Origin of the sequence: Salinicola rhizosphaerae (assembly GCF_014652715.1) — a bacterium.
Taxonomy (GTDB): Bacteria; Pseudomonadota; Gammaproteobacteria; order Pseudomonadales; family Halomonadaceae; genus Salinicola; species Salinicola rhizosphaerae.
Map to the genome: position 1 here is coordinate 628873 of NZ_BMZI01000001.1, position 16997 is coordinate 645869.

20 protein-coding genes and 1 pseudogene are annotated in these 16997 nt (G+C 62.5%); 6 read left to right on the forward strand and 15 right to left on the reverse strand.

The window, feature by feature from the left end; all coding sequences use genetic code 11:
* Window positions 1-9 precede the first annotated feature (9 nt).
* The 14 genes and pseudogenes from moaC to rutA form a co-directional block, all read right to left on the reverse strand.
* A complete protein-coding gene (gene moaC / locus IE125_RS02755) occupies window positions 10-912 on the reverse strand; it encodes a cyclic pyranopterin monophosphate synthase MoaC (protein ID WP_189443038.1) in 903 nt (300 codons plus the stop codon).
* 274 nt (window positions 913-1186) lie between these two features.
* Window positions 1187-1759 carry a molybdopterin-guanine dinucleotide biosynthesis protein B gene (mobB, locus tag IE125_RS02760; RefSeq protein WP_308430116.1) on the reverse strand — a complete coding sequence of 191 codons (573 nt, stop codon included), beginning with the start codon at window positions 1757-1759 and terminating at the stop codon, window positions 1187-1189.
* A gap of 52 nt (window positions 1760-1811) precedes the next feature.
* Window positions 1812-2426, reverse strand: coding sequence for a molybdenum cofactor guanylyltransferase MobA (gene mobA / locus IE125_RS02765; RefSeq protein WP_229808880.1), 615 nt, complete (start codon window positions 2424-2426; stop codon window positions 1812-1814).
* Window positions 2423-3052, reverse strand: a complete 630-nt coding sequence (gene upp, locus IE125_RS02770) for a uracil phosphoribosyltransferase (RefSeq protein ID WP_189443040.1) — start codon at window positions 3050-3052, stop codon at window positions 2423-2425. Before upp ends, mobA begins: the two co-directional genes overlap by 4 nt.
* 60 nt (window positions 3053-3112) lie before the next feature.
* Window positions 3113-3802, reverse strand: a complete 690-nt coding sequence (gene ung / locus IE125_RS02775) for a uracil-DNA glycosylase (RefSeq protein ID WP_189443041.1) — start codon at window positions 3800-3802, stop codon at window positions 3113-3115.
* Window positions 3803-3910: 108 nt separating this feature from the next.
* Window positions 3911-4417: a xanthine phosphoribosyltransferase gene (gene gpt, locus IE125_RS02780; RefSeq protein WP_189443042.1), complete on the reverse strand. Its 507-nt coding sequence runs from the start codon at window positions 4415-4417 to the stop codon at window positions 3911-3913.
* Window positions 4418-4495: 78 nt separating this feature from the next.
* The gene (locus IE125_RS02785) at window positions 4496-5044 is read right to left on the reverse strand and encodes an adenine phosphoribosyltransferase (protein WP_189443043.1); all 549 of its coding nucleotides are present in this window, start codon (window positions 5042-5044) and stop codon (window positions 4496-4498) included.
* 103 nt (window positions 5045-5147) lie between these two features.
* Window positions 5148-5756, reverse strand: coding sequence for a riboflavin synthase subunit alpha (locus tag IE125_RS02790; RefSeq protein WP_189443044.1), 609 nt, complete (start codon window positions 5754-5756; stop codon window positions 5148-5150).
* 337 nt (window positions 5757-6093) lie between these two features.
* A complete protein-coding gene (locus tag IE125_RS02795; protein WP_189443045.1) occupies window positions 6094-7692 on the reverse strand; it encodes an NCS1 family nucleobase:cation symporter-1 in 1599 nt (532 codons plus the stop codon).
* Between the two features lie 54 nt (window positions 7693-7746).
* A pseudogene (locus IE125_RS02800) lies at window positions 7747-7893 on the reverse strand (flavin reductase family protein); the annotation flags it as partial.
* A 52-nt stretch (window positions 7894-7945) separates the two neighbouring features.
* Window positions 7946-8767 (reverse strand): pyrimidine utilization protein D, encoded by an 822-nt coding sequence (gene rutD, locus IE125_RS02805; RefSeq protein WP_189443047.1) that lies wholly within the window; start codon window positions 8765-8767, stop codon window positions 7946-7948.
* A gap of 50 nt (window positions 8768-8817) precedes the next feature.
* Entirely contained in the window at window positions 8818-9204 is a 387-nt protein-coding gene (rutC, locus tag IE125_RS02810) for a pyrimidine utilization protein C (RefSeq protein ID WP_189443048.1), read from the reverse strand.
* A 24-nt stretch (window positions 9205-9228) separates the two neighbouring features.
* Window positions 9229-9993, reverse strand: coding sequence for a pyrimidine utilization protein B (gene rutB, locus IE125_RS02815; RefSeq protein ID WP_189443049.1), 765 nt, complete (start codon window positions 9991-9993; stop codon window positions 9229-9231).
* The gene (rutA, locus tag IE125_RS02820) at window positions 9990-11093 is read right to left on the reverse strand and encodes a pyrimidine utilization protein A (protein ID WP_189443050.1); all 1104 of its coding nucleotides are present in this window, start codon (window positions 11091-11093) and stop codon (window positions 9990-9992) included. Before rutA ends, rutB begins: the two co-directional genes overlap by 4 nt.
* Before the next feature lie 329 nt (window positions 11094-11422).
* Here rutA and rutR point away from each other — a divergent pair, with 329 nt between their 5' ends.
* Entirely contained in the window at window positions 11423-12070 is a 648-nt protein-coding gene (gene rutR / locus IE125_RS02825) for an HTH-type transcriptional regulator RutR (protein WP_189443051.1), read from the forward strand.
* Window positions 12071-12118: 48 nt separating this feature from the next.
* On the opposite strand, the gene IE125_RS02830 is transcribed toward rutR, so the two are convergent.
* On the reverse strand, window positions 12119-12709 hold the full coding sequence (locus IE125_RS02830; RefSeq protein ID WP_189443052.1) for a malonic semialdehyde reductase: 591 nt from the start codon (window positions 12707-12709) through the stop codon (window positions 12119-12121).
* A gap of 261 nt (window positions 12710-12970) precedes the next feature.
* Between IE125_RS02830 and IE125_RS02835 the strand changes: the two genes are divergently transcribed.
* The 5 genes from IE125_RS02835 (at window position 12971) to IE125_RS02855 (ending at window position 16910) form a co-directional block, all read left to right on the forward strand.
* Window positions 12971-14014: a methionine ABC transporter ATP-binding protein gene (locus IE125_RS02835; protein WP_189443053.1), complete on the forward strand. Its 1044-nt coding sequence runs from the start codon at window positions 12971-12973 to the stop codon at window positions 14012-14014.
* Window positions 13995-14648, forward strand: coding sequence for a methionine ABC transporter permease (locus IE125_RS02840; protein WP_189443054.1), 654 nt, complete (start codon window positions 13995-13997; stop codon window positions 14646-14648). Before IE125_RS02835 ends, IE125_RS02840 begins: the two co-directional genes overlap by 20 nt.
* A gap of 218 nt (window positions 14649-14866) precedes the next feature.
* Complete coding sequence (locus tag IE125_RS02845) at window positions 14867-15667, forward strand: MetQ/NlpA family ABC transporter substrate-binding protein (protein WP_189443055.1); 801 nt, start codon at window positions 14867-14869, stop codon at window positions 15665-15667.
* Window positions 15668-15803: 136 nt separating this feature from the next.
* On the forward strand, window positions 15804-16256 hold the full coding sequence (gene msrC / locus IE125_RS02850) for a free L-methionine (R)-S-oxide reductase MsrC (RefSeq protein WP_189443056.1): 453 nt from the start codon (window positions 15804-15806) through the stop codon (window positions 16254-16256).
* A 90-nt stretch (window positions 16257-16346) separates the two neighbouring features.
* Window positions 16347-16910, forward strand: a complete 564-nt coding sequence (locus IE125_RS02855; protein ID WP_189443057.1) for a cysteine hydrolase family protein — start codon at window positions 16347-16349, stop codon at window positions 16908-16910.
* The last annotated feature ends 87 nt before the right edge of the window (window positions 16911-16997 follow it).

Sequence of the window (16997 nt, forward strand, 5' to 3'; positions counted from 1 at the left end):
TCCTCTGCCTTAGCCACCGGTGACGGGCGGAAAGAAAGCGATCTCGTCCGCGGCATTCACCGCTGTGCCTTCTCCTGCCATGACCTGATTGTGCGCCACGAGTACGCGCTTGCCGTCGAGCACTTCGAACCGGGCATCGGCCGCGGCGAGCGCCCGCTTCACACCCGCGACGTCGCGCGTGCCCAGATCGCCGAGCGGCAGCGTGAGTGTCTCGCATCCGAGCCGCTCGCGCAGTTCTGCCAGAAAGCGAACCGTGATGACGCCTTCGCAGTCACCGCCCGCCTTTCCGCGGGGCTCGTCGATAGCGCGGCTCATGTCTTCCCCGACAGGGGAGCCATCGGCGTTCGCGATTGTCTGTCGACCGGCTGGCTCCGCCCCGTCGTTCAGCTCACCTTCCGCCGGCGCATGCGATGCGATCATTCCGGCAGGCCTGGCATCCACCTCTCGACGCCAATCTCCCGAGCGCCCGCCGCTCTTGGCTTCGAGCCTGACATCATCGATCGTCATGCCTTTATCGACGGCCTTGCACATGTCGTAGAGCGTCAGGCAGGCCACCGAAACCGCGGTCAAGGCTTCCATCTCGACGCCGGTACGTCCGTTGAGTCGACACGATGACTCCACATGAACGCAGCTATCGTCGACGTCGATCTCGAACTCGACAGTCACTTTCGACAGCGCCAGCGCGTGACAGAGGGGAATCAACTCATGCGTCCGCTTGGCGGCCTGAATACCGGCGATCCTCGCCGTGGCCAGCACATCGCCTTTGGGGAGCCCCCCTTCGACGAGCAGCGCGAGTGTCGCCGGCAACATGCGAACCGTACCGCGAGCCCGCGCCTCGCGCCGTGACTCTGCCTTGTCGGCCACGTCGACCATATGCGCTTCACCGCGTGCGTTAAGGTGCGTCAGCGTCATGCGAAAATCGCCTCATTGCCAATCTGACCGATACTCATTGCCAATCTGGTCAGAGCTTATGGTCAGAACTTATAGTCAGAGAAAGCAGCGCCCGATTGCTCAGCGCCGCCTCCTTGAATGTTACCGAGCACGGCGTTGCTTCCAGCCGTCCAGCCTCAAGCATAGAACGCCGAGGAAGACACCGCTTGTCCCGTGAGGAGTCGTTCGAAGCCGGCGGTACCGACAACGCTCACCTGTGCTCGGCGTGCTGTCGGCGTTTCTCACCAGGCGCGGCTCAATCAGTGTCAGATTCAACGCGAAACCGGCGCGCCCAAGCATCGATCCAGGCGACGATCGCGTCGAGATCATCAAGATCCAACCAGTCGATCCGAGCGGGGAGCTCGGCAAGCGCCGCACGCTTGTCTCGCGGCGAATCACAAATGACGGCTCGCACCCAAGGATCTCGATGCGCCATCAACCCGCCAGAGCGTCTGCCATCGCGCGGGCCGAAATGCGGCAGCTCACCGCGCTGCAGCTCGATCTTCGGTATCGGTGCCTGCTTGAATCCCTCGACAAGAATCAGCGTCGGTCTCGACAGCATGACCTGATCGATCAACTGCTCGAGGTCCGGGTCATCCTGTCCGGGAGTCTCCATCATCAGCGCAAAACGTTTGCCCGATGCCACCACCATCGGTGTGGCGCCGGCCTCGCGTAGCCGGTAGCTATCCTTGCCCGGCGTATCCACATCAAAGGCATGATGGGCATGCTTGATGACGGCCACCCGCCAGCCGCGAGCCTTGAGGCACGGCAGCACGGCCTCGAGCAGTGTCGTCTTGCCGGTGCCGCTCCAGGCGGCGAACCCCAGCACGGGGACCGAGGGGATTCGGAATGATCGATCGGCTGATCCGTGAGGCCCGACGTCACCGCCCATCAGAGCGCGCCCCGATCCGCATACGCGCTTCGGCAGCCCGGCACTCCTCAGGCGTATTGACGTTGACGAACCGATCTACAGAGGCCGAGAAGTCGACGCCTTGCCAGGCATGCCGCTCATACCATTTCAGCACCTTCGCCTCTCCCCCGGTCAGCCAGGTCGCGAGATCGTCACGCAGCGAGGTACGCAACAGCGCGACCAGCGGTTGCAGCCGCTCGCCATCATCCGCGACCAGAATATCGACGTCATCGGCGCATTGGGCGGCCAGAACCGCCACCAGATCGGACGGCAACCAGGGCATGTCGACAGGCATCATCAAGGTCCAGGGCGATTCGACCTGCTGCATCGCCGATAGCAGCCCGACCAACGGCCCAGGGTGATCCGGCAGGCGATCTTCAACGACCGGATAACCCAGGCGCCGGTAACGATCGAGTTGGCGATTGGCGCTGATCACGACGCTACCGACGATCGGCGTGAGTCGCGACAGGGCATGCTCGATCAGAGGGCGGCCGTCGAGCTCTACCCAGCCCTTGTCCACGCCGCCAAGGCGACGACCGCGCCCGCCCGCGAGCACGACGCCGGTGATGTCGGCAGGTTCGATCACCGGGTACCGAAGATCTTGTCGCCGGCATCGCCCAGTCCCGGCACGATGTAGCCGTTCTCGTCGAGCCGCTCGTCGATCGCTGCGGTGTAGATTTCGATATCGGGATAGGCCGTCTGCACGCGCTCGATGCCTTCAGGTGCCGCGACCAGCACGATTACCTTGATCTGCTGGCAGCCCCGCGCCTTCAGCATATCGAGTGTGGCGACCATCGAGCCGCCGGTCGCCAGCATGGGATCGATCACGATCGCCAAGCGCTCATCGAGCGCGCTGACGAATTTCTCGAAATAAGGGACCGGCTCGAGCGTTTCCTCGTCCCGATAGAGGCCGACGACACTGATGCGCGCGCTGGGAATCAGATCGGTGACGCCGTCGAGCATGCCCAACCCGGCGCGAAGAATCGGCACGATCGTGACCTTCTTGCCCTTGATCTGCTCGATCTCGATCGGCGTACCATTCCAACCCTCAATGGTGGCCGGCTCGAGTTCGAGATTTTGCGTCGCCTCGTAGGTCAGCAGCTTGGCCACTTCACAGGCCAGCTCCCGAAAGCTTTTGGTGCTGATGTCGGCAGCGCGCATCAGTCCGAGCTTGTGTTTGACCAGGGGATGAGAAATGGGGTGAACACTCATGGTCGGCGCCTTCATCGATAGTGGTTCGGAACGCCGCCATTGTACGCGACAACGAGCCCTTCAAGCGACGCTGGCGGGCAGTTGCCAGTCGATCTCCCCCCGCTCTCGCGATGCGAGAAACGCGTTGGCCTGCGAAAAATGACGCTGGCCGAAAAAGCCGCGATGGGCCGAGAGCGGTGAAGGATGAGGCGCGTGCAGAACGAGGTGCTTCTGACGATCGACGAAGTTCGCCTTCTTCTGCGCGTAGCTCCCCCAGAGCAGGAACACGACACCCTCGCACTGCTCATTGATGACCTGAATGGCACGATCGGTGAAAGTCTCCCAGCCGCGATTGCGATGAGAGCCAGCGTTACCCTGCTCGACCGTCAGTACACTGTTGAGGAGCATCACCCCCTGGCGAGCCCATTGCTCCAGAAAGCCGTGACCGACCGGCGTGGTGCCGACATCGACCGCCAGCTCCTTGTAGATGTTCTGCAGCGAAGGCGGCGTCGGCACGCCAGGGCGAACGGAAAAGCAGAGACCATGAGCCTGGTTCGGTCCGTGGTACGGGTCCTGGCCGAGAATCACCACCCGCACCTCGTCCAGCGGCGTCAGCTCGAAGGCTCGAAACCAGTTCGAGGAGTGCGGGTAGATGATCTTGTGTGCGGCTTTCTCCGCGGCGAGAAAGCCGCGCAGATCGCGCATGTAGGCGCTATCGAACTCTTCGCCAAGGTGATGGTTCCAGCTTTCGGGCAGCGGCGACTGCGACATGCTCGGTCGCTCCATGATCGGAAGAAATGACGGGCTCGGCACGATGCGTCGTCAGGACCGAGGCTGACGTGCCGAGTCATGACGTCTCCAGTCTTGACTCGCCAGGCCTCAGCGTGGTGAGCCTCGTCGGGACGGGTCCTGGCGCAGCTGATCGGCCAGAGGCTCGACATAAGCGTGACCCAGATCCCAAGGAAACTGGATCCAGCAGTCCTGGGCAACCTCGGTCAGGCACTGATCCACCAGCGGCCGCCCTTCCGGCTTGGCATAGACCGTCACGAAATGGGCCTTGGGCAGCATTTCGCGCACCGCGCGGGCTGTCTTGCCGGTGTCGACGAGATCGTCGACCAGTAGCCACCCGTCGCCGTCGTGCTCGACGCCCTTCATGACATTCAGCTCACCCTGGTCCTTATCGTCGTAGCTCTTGATGCAGACCGTATCGATCAAGCGCACGTTGAGTTCGCGAGCGATCAACGCGGCCGGGATCAGGCCACCGCGGGTGATAGCGACAATCCCCTTGAAGTCGCGCTCGATGAGCGGATGACAAAGCGCCCGGACATCGCGGTGGAGCTGATCCCAGGAGACGGTGAAATGCTGGTGGTAGCGACTGGCGGTCATGGCAACTCCAACCCATTGGCGGGGCCGTCACGGAACATCGATAGACGATCCGAGACGGCGACAGGCGTGCTTCGAAGATTACTCGTCTTCGTTGAAGCTGCAAACGGAGAAGACGCTGTATCCCGCGTCGCGGATCTTGCTCGAACCACCGAGTTCCGGCAGGTCCAGAATCGACGCCAGCTCGACGATATGGCCGCCGCTACGAGTGATCAGCGACGCCGCCGCCAGCATCGTACCGCCGGTCGCGATCAGATCGTCGATCAGCACGATGCGGTCATGCTCACGGAAGGCATCGGAGTGCAGCTCGACCGTCGACTCGCCATATTCGAGCGTATAGGTCTCGCTGATGGTCTTGAACGGCAGCTTGCCCTTCTTGCGCACCGGCACGAAGCTGCAGCCAAGCTCGTAAGCCAGTGGCGCGCCGACGATGAATCCGCGCGCATCGATCGCGGCGATCGCGTCGACTTCGAGCTCCTGGTAGCGATGCACGAAGCTGTCGACCAGTTTGCGAAACGCGGCACTGTTCTGCAAAAGCGGCGTGATATCGCGAAAATTGACGCCCGGCTGCGGCCAGTCGGGAACCGTGCGAATGACCGACTTGATGTAGTCGCCGTAGATACTGCTCATCGAGGAAACTCTCCCTGGTCCCGAAACGGCGCGCCGGTCAGGAAATCTCGGCGCAAAGGCGCTTATGGTACCCAAGCACAAGCGCCCGCGCGACCCGTCTACCTCAACCTCTCGAGGCCAGCACCCGCTCCACGGTCTCGACGATGGCTTGAGTCTGCGGATCGATCTCGATATTGACGCGGTCGCCGATGGCACGCTCGCCGAGGGTCGTGCGCGCGAGTGTCTCGGGGATCAGGTTGACGCAGAAGCGGTCGCCGATCACGTCGCCGACGGTCAGGCTGATACCGTCGATGCCGATGTAGCCCTTGTCCATCACGAACCGGGCGAGGCTGTCAGGCAACGCAAACCAGAGCCGGCGATTGTTCGGCGCCTCGTCGATCTCGCTAAGCGTTGCCGTTGCCATGATATGGCCCGACATGGCGTGGCCACCAATCTCGTCGCCAAACCGTGCGGCGCGCTCCAGATTGACCCGACTGCCGACCTTCACATCGCCGAGATTGGTCACGCGCAGCGTTTCACGCATCAGATCGAAGCTGACGTGCTCGCCCTCGATGGCGGTCACCGTCAGGCAACAGCCATTATGCGCAACCGAGGCGCCAAGTATGAGCCCTTCACGCATGGCCGGCGACATCGCCACGACATGAGTGTTGAGCTGCTCTCGCTCTTCGATGGCAACGACGGTGCCGACATCCTGCACGATTCCGGTGAACATGAACGCTTCTCCTGCCTGACCGATGACCCACGCTTCACAGGGGCCGTTTGCGCGCTGCATGCTACCACGTCGCTAGCGCCATGAACGCCCGAACCGGCTCGGCAGGCGCCGCGCACCGCTTTCGGCTTTCGGCTTTCGGCTTTCGCAAATTGACGCCTCGAGAACCGGACTCTAAGATTGCCGGCAATGAAACGCGCCGATTTATTCCCGAATTGCGGGCGCGCCGGGTCTTCCGGGCAATGTCGCTAAAAGGGTGTGTCCAGCGTTGATGGCCACCCGAACGGGTGGCCTTTTTTTCGATCTCGCCGCGACACGTTCCACCCGACGCCCCCGCAGCCTAGTTTCGCGCGATCGGCTTGCCTGCCGTCGAGTCATCCGTTTGTGCCATGGACGTCGCCTCTGCCCGAGCATCCGACGCCTCGCCCGCGACGTGCTTGTCCGCACCAGGTTTGTCGTCAAGACATTGACCCGCAACGTAGTAGACGCCGGCGCCGAGCAGCGAGCCCGTGAACCAGCCGTAATCGTAGAACCAGCGCCACAGGCCGGTGGTGATCGAGATCAGCGTCAGCACTACGGGGACGCCGAGCGCGATGAAGCCGGCCACGTTGACCGCCGGATAACGCCCGTCGTCACGGTAGAGACTGATCACGTCGAGCTGCTGGCGCTTGATCAGGAAATAGTCCACCGCCATGATGCCGGCAATCGGCCCCAGCAGGCTCGAGTACCCCAGCAGCCAGTTGGAATAGAGACTCTCCAGCGTCACGTCGGAGACGATCAACCCGGCCTTCTGCAGCAGGTCGTAACCCATCAGCAGCGTGCCGACCAGCCCGGTCAGCAGTACCCCGCCGGTGCGATTGATGGCCTTCGGCGCGATGTTCTGGAAATCGTTGGTCGGCGAGACGATATTGCCGGCGGTATTGGTCGAAATCGTCGCGATCACGATGAGAATCATCGCGATGGCAACCCAGATCGGGCTGTCGATATGACCGATAAGCGTCACCGGATCGGAGACCGTTTCCCCCACCAGCGAGACGGATGCCGCCGTCATCACCACGCCCAGCGCCGCGAACAGGAACATCGTCAGCGGCAGGCCGACGATCTGACCGACGATCTGGTCCTTCTGGCTGCGCGCGAAGCGACTGAAATCGGGAATGTTGAGCGAAAGCGTGGCCCAGAATCCCACCATCGCGGTCAGGCCGGACAGAAAATATGTTGTCACCGATGCGCCCTGCGGCCGCGATGGTGGCTGGGCGAGCAGTTCACCAAGCGACACATGCGGTAGCGCCCAGACCAGCAGCCCGACGGCGACGATCAGCAAGAGCGGCGCCGAGAACGTCTCCAGCCATTTGATCGACTCGGCCCCGCGGATTACCACCCAGAGATTCATCGCACCGAAGATGAAAAAGCCGAAGACCTGGCCGAGACCACCGAGCGCCTGCCACGGCGGAACAATGGCCGACAGCAGCAGATCGATCGCTAGCCCGCCGAACATCGTCTGGATGCCGAACCAGCCGCAGCCGACCAGCGCCCGAATCAGGCACGGCACGTTCGACCCTCGAATGCCGAACGAGGACCGCAGCACGACCGGGAACGGAATGCCGTAGCGCGTACCGGGAAAGGCGTTGAGCGTCAGCGGGATCAGCAGAATGACGTTGGCAAGCAGAATCGTGATCAGCGCCTCGCCGACGCTCAGACCGAAGTAGGCGGTAAGAATGCCGCCGAGCGTGTAGGTCGGCACGCAGATCGAAAGACCTACCCAGAGTGCGGCGATGTGCCACTTCGTCCAGGTGCGCTCCTTCGCGCGAGTCGGGGCGATATCGTCGTTGAAACAGGCGCTGTCGCGAACGTCGGCGCCGAGCTCGAGTTCGACCCTGCCCTCCCGCTCGATCACGCGAGAGACAGACGCCGAAGAAGACGAAGTACGGGACGTTGTCATTGTTGTGCCCTCAGGTGAGAAGATGGAAATCATCGACAGCCGCAACCGCCGCACTCAGCCGTTGTCCGCCTGTCGGAGTAACTGATGGTAGCGGCGATCGAAGTAGAGCAGACATTGGCTTTCACCGCAGGTCGACATCGCGACGATCTCGCAGAACATGACGTCGTGCCTCCCGACTGTCACACGCCGGCTGATGCGGCACTCGAAATGCCCGGCGTCCCTTCATCCGTCTGTCGGTACTGCGGTTGGGTCATCATGTCGAAACGCCTGTCACGGGAACTGCTGTCACGGGAACTGCAAGGGGGTCGCCGAGCCACTGCTCGACAGCGGCGTTGAAGGTGTCCGGAACCGTCACGGTGAGGCCGTGACCGCCGTAATCGAACAGGGCCAGATTGGCGTTCGGCAAGCCATCCGCCAGCCTTCGCGAGCACGTATGAGGCACCAGCAGATCGTCTCGAGTGGCGATCACCAGCGTCGGCGTCTTGATCGCGCCGAGCTGCGCGTCGATATCGAAGGCGCACAGGGCACCGATGCGCGCCTTCACGTTGGCCTCGCCCGGAAAGTGCGCCAGCGCATGGGCCTCTTCGGATAGCAGCCGGTCGTGATGGGCCGAGAGCCAGTCCGCCGGGTAGAGGAACAGCGGCTGGGCATGCAGGTAGGCTTGCGTACCACTGCCATCGAGCAGGGCAAGACGAACGCGAAAGCAGCGCTCGCTCTGCACGTCCACCCGGCTCCAGGCATTGATCACGATCAGACGCTGCAGGCGCGCGGGGTCGATCAGCGCCATCTGCAAGCCTACCAGCCCGCCGAGCGCGTGGCCCATGAAGTCCACGCGACGAATTTCCAGCCGGTCGAGCAGCGCCAGCGCCTCCTGCGCCATATCGGCGATAGTGTACCCGTGTGGCAGCTCGGCGGGGCTGGCGCCGGTCCCCAGATGATCGTAAATCACCACGCGATGCGTTCGGGTGAGCGATTCGAGCTGCGGCTCCCAGAACCGCCCGGCGCCGCCAAGCCCGGAAGAAAGCAGGATGGTCGGGGCTTGCGCATCTTCCCGCCCCAGAATCTCGTAGTGCATCGACGGTTCCCGTTGTGTGCTGGATCAGCGTTGAAGCTCTGGATTCAAAATCAGCGCGGCAGATGAGCGACCGCGGCGATCTCGATCAGCGCATCCGGCTTCACCAGGCCACATTGAATGCAGTAACGTGCCGGCTTTTCGCCCGGAAAGAACTCGGCATAGACCGCGTTAATGGCCGAGTAATCTCCCCAATCGCGCAAAAAGATCGAGTTGAAGGTGATGTCTTCCATGCTGCCGCCGGCGGTTTCGACCACGCGCTGGATCAGTTCGAGAACGTGGCGCGTCTGGGCTGCGGCATCGCCGACATGGACGACATTGTTCTCCGCGTCGAAGGGCAACGTTCCCGAAACGTAAAGAATATTGTCGGCCTGACTGCCAGGTACGAAGGGCGCGAGCGGTGCGCCGGAACCGGGAGGTATGACGCTTGTCTTGGGCATTTTCTGCTCTCCTGGGTCAAATGATTAAACGGTTTCCCGATGGTGGGAAACGGCGGGCTGGCAGGCAGCGGCAAACGCATCGACGCTCGAGACCCAACCGAAGAAGGTTTCGATATTGAAGATCGCCGCGGCCTGAGCCGAAGGCGGCCCCGCTTGATAGGTCGCGTCTTCCAGTACGGTGCCGAAATACTCCAGAAAGAAGCCGTCACGCAGCGTCGACTCGACGCAGACGTTGGTGGCGATGCCGCTGAACAGCAGATGGCGAATGCTGCGGGCTCGCAGGATGCTGTCCAGCGGCGTGTTGAAGAAACCGCTGTAGCGCGGTTTGGGCAGCACGATATCCCCCGGCTGCGGCGTCAACGCATCGACCAGCGCATAATCCCAGGTGCCCTTGGCCAACAGTTGACCGGCCAGTTCGGGTCGCTGGCGCATCGTTTTCAGGGCGTTCGACTTGTGCCAGTTGGGCGAGCCGGGGCCGCCCGCCTCGACGTAGTCCGCATCCCACCCGTTCTGAAAGAAGATCACCTGAATGCCGGCGGCACGGGCGATCTCGATGGCGCGGGCGATGCGCTCGATAACGGGTCCCGTCGTGCTGACATCGAAGCCGGCGAGATCCAGATAGCCGCCGATCGAGGCGTAGGCGTTCTGCATGTCGACCACGATCAGCGCGGCCTGAGAGCGCGACATGGCAATCGCTTCCGGACGCCCCGCCAGCACGATCTCGTCGTCCTCTCTCGCCGCCTGGCCACCGCCGCAGCGTACGATCGGACGCGTCTTCAGCTCTCTCATGACAACGCCTCCGCCGTTTTCGCCGGCGATCCGACAATATCGACTCGTGTGCGCATCAGCGGCTGCACCTTCTCGCCAAAAGTGTCCAGGCCGCCCAGGAAGTCGTCGAAGGTCAGCATGACGCCGCCGATACCCTCGACCGTGTCGATCTCGTCGAGCATGCGCGCGACATTGGCGTAGGAGCCCACCAGCGTGCCCATATTGAAATTGACGGCCGAAGTCGGGTCGGTCATCTGACGCACGTTGGTGTCCTTGCCCGAACTCTTGTCCTGGCTGCCTTGATCCGCCATCCAGTCCAGCGCCTCCTGATCGGCGCCCGCCTTGTAATGGTCCCAGCGCGCGATGGCGGCTTCATCGGTCTCGTCGGCAATCACCATGAACAGCACATAACAGGCAATCTCGCGACCGCTCTCAAGACCAGCCGCGTTCAGTCGCTCGGCGGTGGCAGCAAAGGCCGTCGGCGTATTCAGCCCCTTGCCGAAGCAGAAGCTGTAGTCGGCATGCTTGGCGGTGAACGCCATGCCCGCATTCGACTGGCCGGCGCAGACAATCTTCACGCCCTGTTCGGGGCGCGGGCTCAGTCGGCAGTCGTCCATCTGGAAGAATTCGCCCCGGAAGTCGCTATGACCCCGCTCGAGCAGCTCGCGCATCACCGTCGTGTATTCATCGAGATAGGCATAGCGTTTGCCGAAATACTCGTCTCCCGGCCACAGCCCCATCTGGCTGTACTCCGGCTTCTGCCAGCCGGTGACGAGGTTGATGCCGAAACGCCCCGGAGCGATGGAGTCGATCGTCGCCGCCATGCGCGCGACGATCGCCGGCGGCATGACCAGCGTCGCCGCCGTGGCGTAGAGGTTGATCTTCGAGGTGACCGCCGCGAGCCCCGCCATCAGCGTGAACGACTCCAGCGCGTGCTCCCAGAACTCGGTCTTACCGCCGAACCCGCGCAGCTTGATCATCGACAGCACGAATTCGAAGCCGTATTGCTCGGCCTTCTGCGTCACTGCCTTGTTGAGCTCGAATGTCGGCATGTACTGCGGCGAGTTCTCGGAGATCAGCCAGCCGTTGTTGCCGATGGGAATGAAAACGCCCAGTTGCATGGGTCACCTCCTGTTCGGTGAAGGTAAAGTCGCCGATGGCACCCGACGCGAGATCGCCATCGAACGCTTTGCAACCTCTAACAACCCACGTGCCAACCGACACATCTTTATCCGTTTTCAGTGGCTTGGCGCCTCCCTTGACGATTCGATCAGACCAAATGGTCCAATCACCCTCGGAAGCCTGCGCAAAAATGACGCGGGCCACGCGTCTTTCGCGCGCTTTCAGTGCGCGACCGTTATCCCCCCCGACCGCCGGAGCGGCGTGATAAAGTAACCGGCGATGTAACGCAACGTCACAGCCCGCCGCGTTACCGACTGCAAGGATCGATATGAACGAGACGCCCCCCGCCGCCACCGGCAAACGCGCCGCCACCAGCGAAGCCCGCAAGCAGCGAATCCGCGATGCCGCCCTGTCGCTGTTTTCCCAATTCGGGTTGCGAGGCGCCAGCCTCGATGCCATTGCCGATCGCGCCGGCGTCTCCAAGACCAACCTGCTCTACTACTTCTCCTCCAAGGAGACGCTCTACGTCGCGGTGCTGCAGCAGATTCTCGATAACTGGCTGGAACCGATGCGAGCGATCGATGCCGACCAGTCGCCACAGGAAGCGATCGGCCAGTACATACGCATCAAGGTGGCACTATCGCGGGACCGCGCCGAAGCCTCGAAGCTCTTCTGTCTCGAGATGATTCAGGGCGCGCCGCTGCTGAGGGAGGTGCTGGAGAGCGATCTCAAGGCGCTGGTGGCGGAGAAGTCGAGGGTCATCGAGCACTGGATCGAAAGCGGCCGCCTGGCGCCAGTCGACCCACATCACCTGATCTATCTGCTCTGGGGCACCACGCAGCACTACGCCGACTTCGCGGTGCAGATAGAGGCCGTCTCCGGCAACGGGCTTAACGACCCGGCGTTCTTCGAGACCACGGTCACGACGATTCAGCAGATCGTGCTGAACGGCTTGCTGCCACGCCCGACCGCCTGATCGCCTTCGCGTCGAGTTGCAGGCGGGGCAGCCGAGCGTCGCCTTCGCTCACGCCAGCTGGCAGGCATCGCCGAAATCCAGCCGCGGCAGGCGTGGCTTGACGCCGGCGGTATCGCCGTAGCCGAGATTGATCAGCAGGTTCACGGTCCAGTCCGTACCGGCAAAAAAGGCTTCGTCAACGGCTTTCGGATCAAACCCGGACATCGGTCCGGTATCCAGTCCCATCGCCCGCGCTGCCAGAATCAGATAGCCGGCCTGCATCGAGCTGTTACGCAGCGCCGTCTGCTCGGCGAAAGCCTCGCTGCCGGTGAACCAGCTGCGCGCATCGGTGTGTGGAAAGAGCGTCGGCAGCTGATCGTAGAAGCGTTTGTCATAGGCGACGATCACCGTGCAGGGCGCCGTCGCGGTCTTGTCCGCGTTACCGGAAGAGACGCAGGGCAGCAGTTTGTCCTTGCCGGCCGTCGAGCGCACGAAGACGAAGCGCGCCGGCGAACAGTTGGCCGATGTCGGTCCCATCTTCACCATGTCGTAAAGCTCGCGCAGCGTCTGCTCGCTGACCTCCTGGTCCTGCCACGCATTATGGGTGCGCGCGTCGAGAAACAGTTGCGCCAGCGCATGTTCGTCAAGTGACGGCAGCATCGACTCTCTCCTTGTTCGAATATGATTTGTTCGAATATGACTTGTTGGAATACGAATTGCGGAAAACCGAGTCACTGAATGGCCGGTTATCCGGACCATAAGATATCCGGACCATAAGAACAGTAACGCGCCACGGATTTCGGTGCCACGGTCGCTGGAAACGCGGTCGACCAGTATAATCCATGCCCCCCGGCCGGCGGCGCACCAAGCCGCGCGGCGCGGAAGACCCCATTTCGTTGGTATGGCAGACATCACGACCCCATGATTTCACTCGAACGGGTTTCCAAGACCTACGGCACTGGACCCCGCGCCGTGCAGGCGCTGTCCGATATCGATCTGCAGGTTCCCAAGGGCACCATCCATGGCGTGATCGGTCTCTCCGGCGCTGGTAAATCGACGCTGATCCGCTGCGTCAATCTTCTCGAGCGCCCGACGACAGGCCGCGTCATCGTCGACGGCGCCGAGCTGACCGCGATGAGCGCGAGCGATCTGCGCCAGGCGAGGCACCAGTGCGGCATGATCTTCCAGCACTTCAACCTGCTGACCAATCGCACGGTCTTCGACAATGTCGCCCTACCGCTGGAGCTGATGCGCGAATCCCGCCGCACCATTCGCGAGCGTGTCATGCCGCTGCTGGAGATGACGGGCCTGACCGACAAGCGTCATCAGTATCCGGCTCAGCTCTCCGGCGGCCAGAAGCAGCGCGTCGCCATCGCCCGCGCACTGGCGAGCCGCCCGAAAGTGCTGCTCTGCGACGAGGCGACGTCGGCGCTCGATCCGCAGACGACGACCTCGATTCTGGCCTTGTTGCAGGAGATCAACCAGCAACTGGGCCTGACGATCCTGTTGATCACCCACGAGATGGAGGTGGTGAAGAGCATCTGTCATCGCGTCGGCCTGATCTCGGGCGGTCGACTGGTCGAGGAAGCCGATGTCGGTGATTTCTTCACCGCCCCCGGTACTCAGCTCGGCCGGGAGTTCCTGAACGACTTTCTCAAGCTGGAAGCGCCACGGGAACTGGTCGAGCGACTCGATGCCGAATCCGGCCAGAACTCCCATCCGGTCGTCCGGCTGACCTTCTCCGGGGATAGCGTCTCCACGCCATTGATTTCGCGGCTGGCCCGGGAACACGGCGTCGATGTCAGCATTCTCCAGGCCAAGGTGGAGTCGATCCAGGGGCGAACGCTAGGCCTGATGATTGCCGAGCTGATCGGCAGCGAGACACAGACTCGCCAGGCACTCGCGACGCTTAAATCTTTCGACCTGCATGTGGAGGTACTGGGCCATGTCCAGCGCACTGATTGATCTCGTCTGGCAATCCACACTCGAAACGCTCTACATGGTCGCGGTCGCGGGTATCATCTCGGCGCTCGTCGGCGTGCCGCTCGGCGTGCTGCTGTATGTCACGCGTCCGCGCCAGATCCTGGCGCAGCCGGTGGTCAACGGCATTCTCGGCATCGTGACCAATGTCGGCCGCTCGATTCCGTTCATCATTCTGCTGGTCGCCATCATTCCCTTCACGCGGATGATCGTCGGCAGCTCGATCGGGACCAACGCCGCCGCCGTGCCACTGACCATCGCCGCGATTCCATTCGTCGCCCGGCTCGTCGAAGGCGCCTTGAACGAGGTGCCCCCGGGGCTGATCGAAGCAGCCCAATCGATGGGCGCGACGCCGATGCAGATCATCATGAAGGTGCTGCTGCCGGAGGCCCGCGGCGGCATCCTCAATGGCCTGACGATCACCATCGTGGCTCTCGTCAGCTACTCCGCCATGGCAGGCGCCGTGGGCGGCGGGGGGCTCGGTGATCTGGGCATCCGCTACGGATACAACCGTTTCAACCCGACGGTGATGCTGATCACCGTCGTGGTATTGGTGATCATGGTGCAGCTGTTCCAGAGCCTGGGCGATTATCTGGTGCGCAAGAGCGACCACAAGTGATCGTTCAGGGTCACTAGATTAATAACTAGAATGAATTACCGTGGCTGCGCTTATTACCGTATATTGCAGCGTTCATCGTCATGCCGAGGGCTGCCGGCTCGTAGCTGCTGTACAACGCGCCCCAAACCCGGCGCAGTCGTAGCTCGTAGCTGCCGTAAACCGCGCCACGAACCCGGCGCGGTCGCAGCTCGAGGCCCATCATCAAGGAGAGCACGCCAATGTCCATTTCGTTAACCCGCGCGCTGGGAGCCGCCGTCCTCGGACTGGGGCTGACCGCCGGTATCGCCCACGCCGCCGAAGACAGTATCAAGGTCGGTACCATGGCGGGACCGGAAAGCGACGTGATGAAAGTCGCCAAGCAGGTCGCGCAGGAGAAGTACGGTCTGGATGTCGAGATCGTCGAGTTCACCGACTACGTCACCCCCAACGCTGCGCTGGCCGACGGCAGTCTCGATGCCAATGCCTATCAGCACGAACCCTACCTGCGCGCGATGATGAAGGATCGCGGCTACGACTTCGCGATCGCCGGCAAGACCTTCGTCTACCCGATCGGCGCCTACTCCTCGAAGTACGACAGCATCGACGAGCTGCCGGACGGCGCCACCATCGCCGTGCCCAATGACCCGACCAACGAAGGCCGGGCGCTGATCCTTCTCGACAAGCAGGGTCTGATCAAGCTCGACGACGCGGACAATCTCGAGGCGACCCCGATCGATATCGTCGACAATCCCCACGATTTCTCGTTCAAGGAGATCGAGGCCGCGCAGATGCCACGCATCCTGCCGGACGTCGACATGGCATTCATCAATAGCACCTTTACACAGCCTGCGGGGCTGACGCTGGACGATGCACTGATCAAGGAAGGCCCGGACTCTCCCTACGTCAACCTGATCGTCGTTCGCGACGGGGAGCAGGAGAGCCAGCCGATTCAGGAACTGGTCAAGGCCTATCAGTCCGATGCCGTCGCCGAGAAGGCGCAGGAACTGTTCAAGGGCGGCGCCGTTCCCGGTTGGGAGTGAACCCTGAACCCATCTGCTGTGACAATGACGAGACCAGTGCCACGGCGCTGGTCTCGTCGTTTCACAGCCGCATAACGCCCTGGTGATCGCCCGCCGGGATCATCTCTATCCAACGATTTCACACGGATCCGCGATCATGACCGATTACGCTAGCCTCGAACGCCAGCTGAGCGCGCTGCTCGATACACGCGACTGGTTGACCAATGCCGCACAGACCAGCGCGTTCCTCATGCACACGCTCGAAGACCTCAACTGGGTCGGGTTCTATCTGCAGCGGCAGCCGGAAACCCTGATCCTGGGTCCCTTCCAGGGCCAGCCAGCCTGCAATCCGATCCCCTTCTCGCGCGGTGTCTGTGGCGCTGCCGCACGCACCCGAGAGACTCAGCGCATCGACGACGTCCACGCCGTGCCCGACCACATCGCCTGCGATGCCGCATCACGGTCCGAGCTGGTGGTTCCTGTCCTCGTCGATGGTAAGGTATGGGGCGTGCTCGATATCGACAGCCCGCGACCGGCGCGCTTCAGCGCAGAGGATCAAGCGGGCATCGAGCGCCTGTGCCGCATTTTCATCGATGCCAGCGATCTGTAGCGGTTCTGGCGGTTCGCCACCCGGTGTCACCGGTTATCTGCGGCGCAGCGTCCGTCATCTGTCACCGTCCCATCGATAAGGAATCACCGTATGTCACGCAGCGCCCTACTCATCATGGACCTTCAGAACGGCATCCTTGCCGGTTACAGTGAAGCCCAGAAACGCGGTCTCATCGAGCGCGCCAATACGCTGATCGCCGACGCCCGCGACAAGCAGGTGCCGATCATCTTCGTTGCCGTGCGTCAGCGTCCGGGATACCTCGGCGTCGGCGACAACAACAAGGCGTTCAGCGGTCTGAAAAAGATGGGCGTGCTGATCGAGGGCAGCGAAACGGCGGCCTTTCACCCGGACCTCGCGGTCACCGATGAAGACGTCGTCGTGGTCAAGCGCCGATTCGGGGCGGCCTCGACCACGGATCTCGCCAGTGTGCTCAACGCGGTCGACGCCGATCATCTCGTGATGGCCGGCGTATCGACCAGCGGCGTCGTGCTCTCGACGGTGCGCTGGGCGGCCGATCTGGATTATCGACTCACCGTGCTGGCCGATGCCTGCCTCGATCATGACGAAGAGGTTCATCGGGTACTGACCGAGAAGGTCTTCCCGGTGCAGGCCGATGTGATCGACAGCGGCACCTGGCTCGCGCGGAATTCCTGATACCGCCCACCACTGCTCTGGTCATCCCGCCCTCGGGAGCGGGCGGGATGCGCGACCTTCACGCTCGGCGCGAAAAGCCTACCCAGA